The organism is Pseudomonas sp. P4_C3 (assembly GCF_056402075.1).
Map to the genome: position 1 here is coordinate 1 of NZ_JBFUIC010000395.1, position 3,366 is coordinate 3,366.

4 protein-coding genes and 1 pseudogene are annotated in these 3,366 nt (G+C 56.0%); 2 read left to right on the plus strand and 3 right to left on the minus strand.

All coding sequences use genetic code 11. The annotated features are described in order from the left end of the window. Positions 1–79 precede the first annotated feature (79 nt). Together AC1DVH_RS28180 and AC1DVH_RS28185 are read right to left on the minus strand one after the other, a co-directional pair. Positions 80–274 (minus strand): annotated as a pseudogene (locus tag AC1DVH_RS28180) (transposase); the annotation flags it as partial. Between the two features lie 167 nt (positions 275–441). Then, a complete protein-coding gene (locus AC1DVH_RS28185; RefSeq protein ID WP_477756552.1) occupies positions 442–1,122 on the minus strand; it encodes a DUF3313 domain-containing protein in 681 nt (226 codons plus the stop codon). A 307-nt stretch (positions 1,123–1,429) separates the two neighbouring features. On the opposite strand from AC1DVH_RS28185, the gene AC1DVH_RS28190 reads away from it, so the two are divergent. Both AC1DVH_RS28190 and AC1DVH_RS28195 read left to right on the plus strand, forming a co-directional pair. After that, the gene (locus AC1DVH_RS28190) at positions 1,430–2,230 is read left to right on the plus strand and encodes a transporter (protein WP_477756555.1); all 801 of its coding nucleotides are present in this window, start codon (positions 1,430–1,432) and stop codon (positions 2,228–2,230) included. 34 nt (positions 2,231–2,264) lie between these two features. Continuing rightward, positions 2,265–2,657, plus strand: coding sequence for a GFA family protein (locus tag AC1DVH_RS28195; protein ID WP_477756553.1), 393 nt, complete (start codon positions 2,265–2,267; stop codon positions 2,655–2,657). A gap of 148 nt (positions 2,658–2,805) precedes the next feature. Here AC1DVH_RS28195 and AC1DVH_RS28200 read toward each other — a convergent pair. After that, positions 2,806–3,366 (minus strand): 2OG-Fe(II) oxygenase (locus AC1DVH_RS28200; protein WP_477756554.1); only part of this gene is annotated, 561 nt, incomplete at its 5' end.

A 3,366-nucleotide genomic window follows, 5' to 3' on the forward strand; every position in this document is an offset into this window, starting at 1 on the left:
GCGTAAACGATCCTCACCTCTCGTTCTACGCTTTGCCCCGAGTCCTTTCATGAAGGGCCCGGGGCTTTTTTTTGGTTCTTCACGGATTACCGGGAAAGACGCTCTTGATCTTCATGAAAAAGAACTCGCTATCCCGGTAACCGTACGCCATCCGCTTGATGACCTTTATTCGATTGTTTATTCCTTCCAACTGACCGGTGTGCATCGGCCAGCGAACCCGGCTCACGATGCCCCGCCAGTAACCCTTTAGTCGTTTGGCGAACTGGATCAGAGCTGGTGCTCAGCAACATCGTAACGAGCGCTAAGGTATGGGCCAGTATTTTCATCATTGAGTCTCACGTCAGGCGTCGGCACGGCTAACGGTTTGTCAGAGGGAAAACACGGCGGGGCATCACATTGAAACCCCATGCCGGTCTGCTTGCGATGGGGTTTACCTGAGCGTCAACGCTTGAGGAGGAGGGCCTGCATATCGTCGGTCATGCCTTTGAGTGCAACCTTGAAGTCATTGGCAACAATCGGCTGTTCGGCATTCTTGATGGTCTCGCCGAATACCTTGCGCACGATCTTCGCGACCGGCATACCGGTTTTGGCATCGATCAGGTTGGCTTCGATGTACATCTCGGCAGTCTGATCCCGATGCCCGGTGGCTGCTTGTGTCGCCCCGACAATGGCCCCGATTGGAACAGCCTCATACCAGTGCATGCCTTCGTTGTTGGCGCTGACGTGAGTGATCGCCGCTTGCAGGATCAGCGATCGCGAATCGGTCGGTACCAACTGCGCATAGGGGACGATCGTGTAGCGCTGGGCAAAGGCGGTCTTGACGCTGTTGCTGGCCATCAATTGCAGGTCTTGCAGCGTCTTCAGGCTGACGCGCGCGCTCGGCTGCGGCGCGGGATACAGCTCCATCTGCCTGAACACCACAGTGGAGTACGCGCGAGGATCGAACCCTGGCGATACCCAGCGCAATACTTTCTGCTCACTCGGCGTAGTTTGCTCCTCCAGGCCCTGGTAATTGCCCAGGAAGCCTGAGTATTGCTCTTGCTGCGCCACTTTCGAGACACAGCCGACCTGAAATACACAACTCAAAGCTATACCCGCAATCCATTTATTCGACATGCCCATGTATTTGGTTCTCAAGTGATGAAAGTTGTCATTCGGGTTCCGACCTGGCCCCGGGCATTGGTCCGGGTGCCTTGTATCCAGGCATTGGTACTTGCCAGTCGGTTACGCAAAGCAGGTGCTTGCACGCCGTCCAATGCGGGCCGAATGCTGCCTGTAGCAGCGGGATAATCCGAATCAATAACTCTCAAAAACTGTTAAACACGCGGCCAGGAAAAATTGCACATCGATCACAGTTGCCTACGCTAACCCTTTGCAACGCCGGTTTTGGCGTCTACAGGTGAGTGAGATGGATTTGAAAGAACGATGGATGTGTACCGCGTCGACACTCGTCGTTGCGTTGGGCTTCATCCCGCTGGCTCAGGCCGACGATTCGGCAGAGCTGGCGAAGAAAGCCCTCAACCCGGTCGCGGCGATGTACAGCCTGCCGGTGCAGTACAACTGGGACCAGAAGATGGGGCCGACCGGGGAGGGCATGCACAGCGTCACCAATATCCAGCCTGTGCTGCCGTTTGCCTTGAACGAAGACTGGAACCTCATCTCTCGCACCATTCTGCCGGTCATCGACCAGCACGGCCTGGCCCCCAATGGCGCGGCGGACAAATCCGGCACCGGCGATATCACCCAGAGTTTTTTCTTCTCGCCGACCAAGCCCACGGACAGTGGCTGGATACTCGGCGGCGGCCCGGCGTTGTTGATACCGACCGGCAGTGACGAATTGCTCAGCAGCGAGCAATGGGGCCTCGGCCCGACGGCGGTGGCGTTGAAACAGTCCAATGGCTGGACCCGAGGCATTCTGGCCAACCATATCTGGGGCCTGGACGGCAGCCCGCCAGACGACAAGGAAAAGGTCAACCAGACCTTCCTGCAACCCTTCCTCTCGTACACCACTCATACGTACACGACCTACGGGGTGAACACCGAGTCGACCTACAATTGGCAATCGCGCGAATGGTCGGTACCGGTCAACCTGACGGTCACCCAACTGTTGAGAATCGGCGGCCAACCGCTGACGGTGCAGGCCGGCCCGCGCTACTGGCTCGACAGTCCGGAGGACGGCCCGCAAGGCTGGGGCTTTCGCGCTGCCGTGACGTTCCTGTTTCCACGCTGATACTCCGTTTCGGACAGCTTGGAGGAGACACCGCATGGACCAATTCACCGGTGGTTGTTTGTGCGGCAAGGTGCGCCTTGTCGCGACGGGGCGCCCGTTCCGGGTTGGCGTTTGTCACTGTCTCGACTGCCGCAAGCATCACGGGGCGCTGTTTCATGCGTCCGCGATATTTCATCAGGATGCGGTGACGATCGAAGGCGAAACCCGTGACTACGCCGGGCGGCATTTCTGTCCGCACTGCGGTTCGTCCGTATTCTCGCGCAGCGCAGACGAAATCGAAGTGAACCTCGGATCCCTCGATGCCCCAGACCAACTGACCCCAACCTACGAGAGCTGGATCGTGCGTCGCGAGGCCTGGTTGCCGCCGTTTCCGCTCACACGACACTACGAACGCGATCGAGATACCACGGGGCGTTTTGAGGACTAGCGGCTATAACCTTTAGCGTCTCCATAATTGCCAGGACCCTGCGCCCCCATGGGCCATTTGATCGACGCTGTAACTGAGCATGGGGGCATATCCGGATTGGCGAGCTAACGCTCAAAAAAGCACGAACTCGATCGTCTGGCGATACCGTTTAGTTTTTCTTCTTGATTAGTTTATTCATGTAGTACTTTAGGCTAAAGCGATCTTTTGGCCTTGGTTTGTAGTGGGTTTTGTTTCTTTGTGCAGGATCGATCACCATGGTTCCTGCGGTGTAGTAATAAAGTGCTATAGACCTGCGGGTGATGTGCTCTGGAGTCGTCAAGGGCTCTGGGTGCCCATGATTACTGTCTTTGTCCGTATTGAAAATGACACAACGATTGTAAATCGGCAGGATTTTTTTAAGGCAGGTCTTCATGTCGACATCCCAAAGTTCCAGGTTGCCGCCGTATTCCTCTCGCCAGTCTTCAGTCAGATAAATTATGATATTCAGTCGGCGCTCGACATTAAGCTTTTTGTTGAGCCTGAAGTCCGAGTGCACCCCCAGGAAACCACCGCTTTTGGTTTCATGCAGGCCGCCACCGACAAAGTAGGGATCGGGTATCAAACCTTCGATGCCTGTGAGCTTTTCAAGAAATTGCAACATGGGGGCCGAGTTAAAGATGTTGAAAACAGCTTTCAAATGGGGCGCGCATTCGTTGGGACTGATTTGACG

Excerpts from the sequence above, each read along its gene's own strand:
- AC1DVH_RS28185 (WP_477756552.1), bottom strand. The coding sequence starts at position 1,122 with ATGGGCATGTCGAATAAATGGATTGCGGGTATAGCTTTGAGTTGTGTA.
- AC1DVH_RS28190 (WP_477756555.1), top strand. The coding sequence starts at position 1,430 with ATGTGTACCGCGTCGACACTCGTCGTTGCGTTGGGCTTCATCCCGCTG.
- AC1DVH_RS28195 (WP_477756553.1), top strand. The coding sequence starts at position 2,265 with ATGGACCAATTCACCGGTGGTTGTTTGTGCGGCAAGGTGCGCCTTGTC.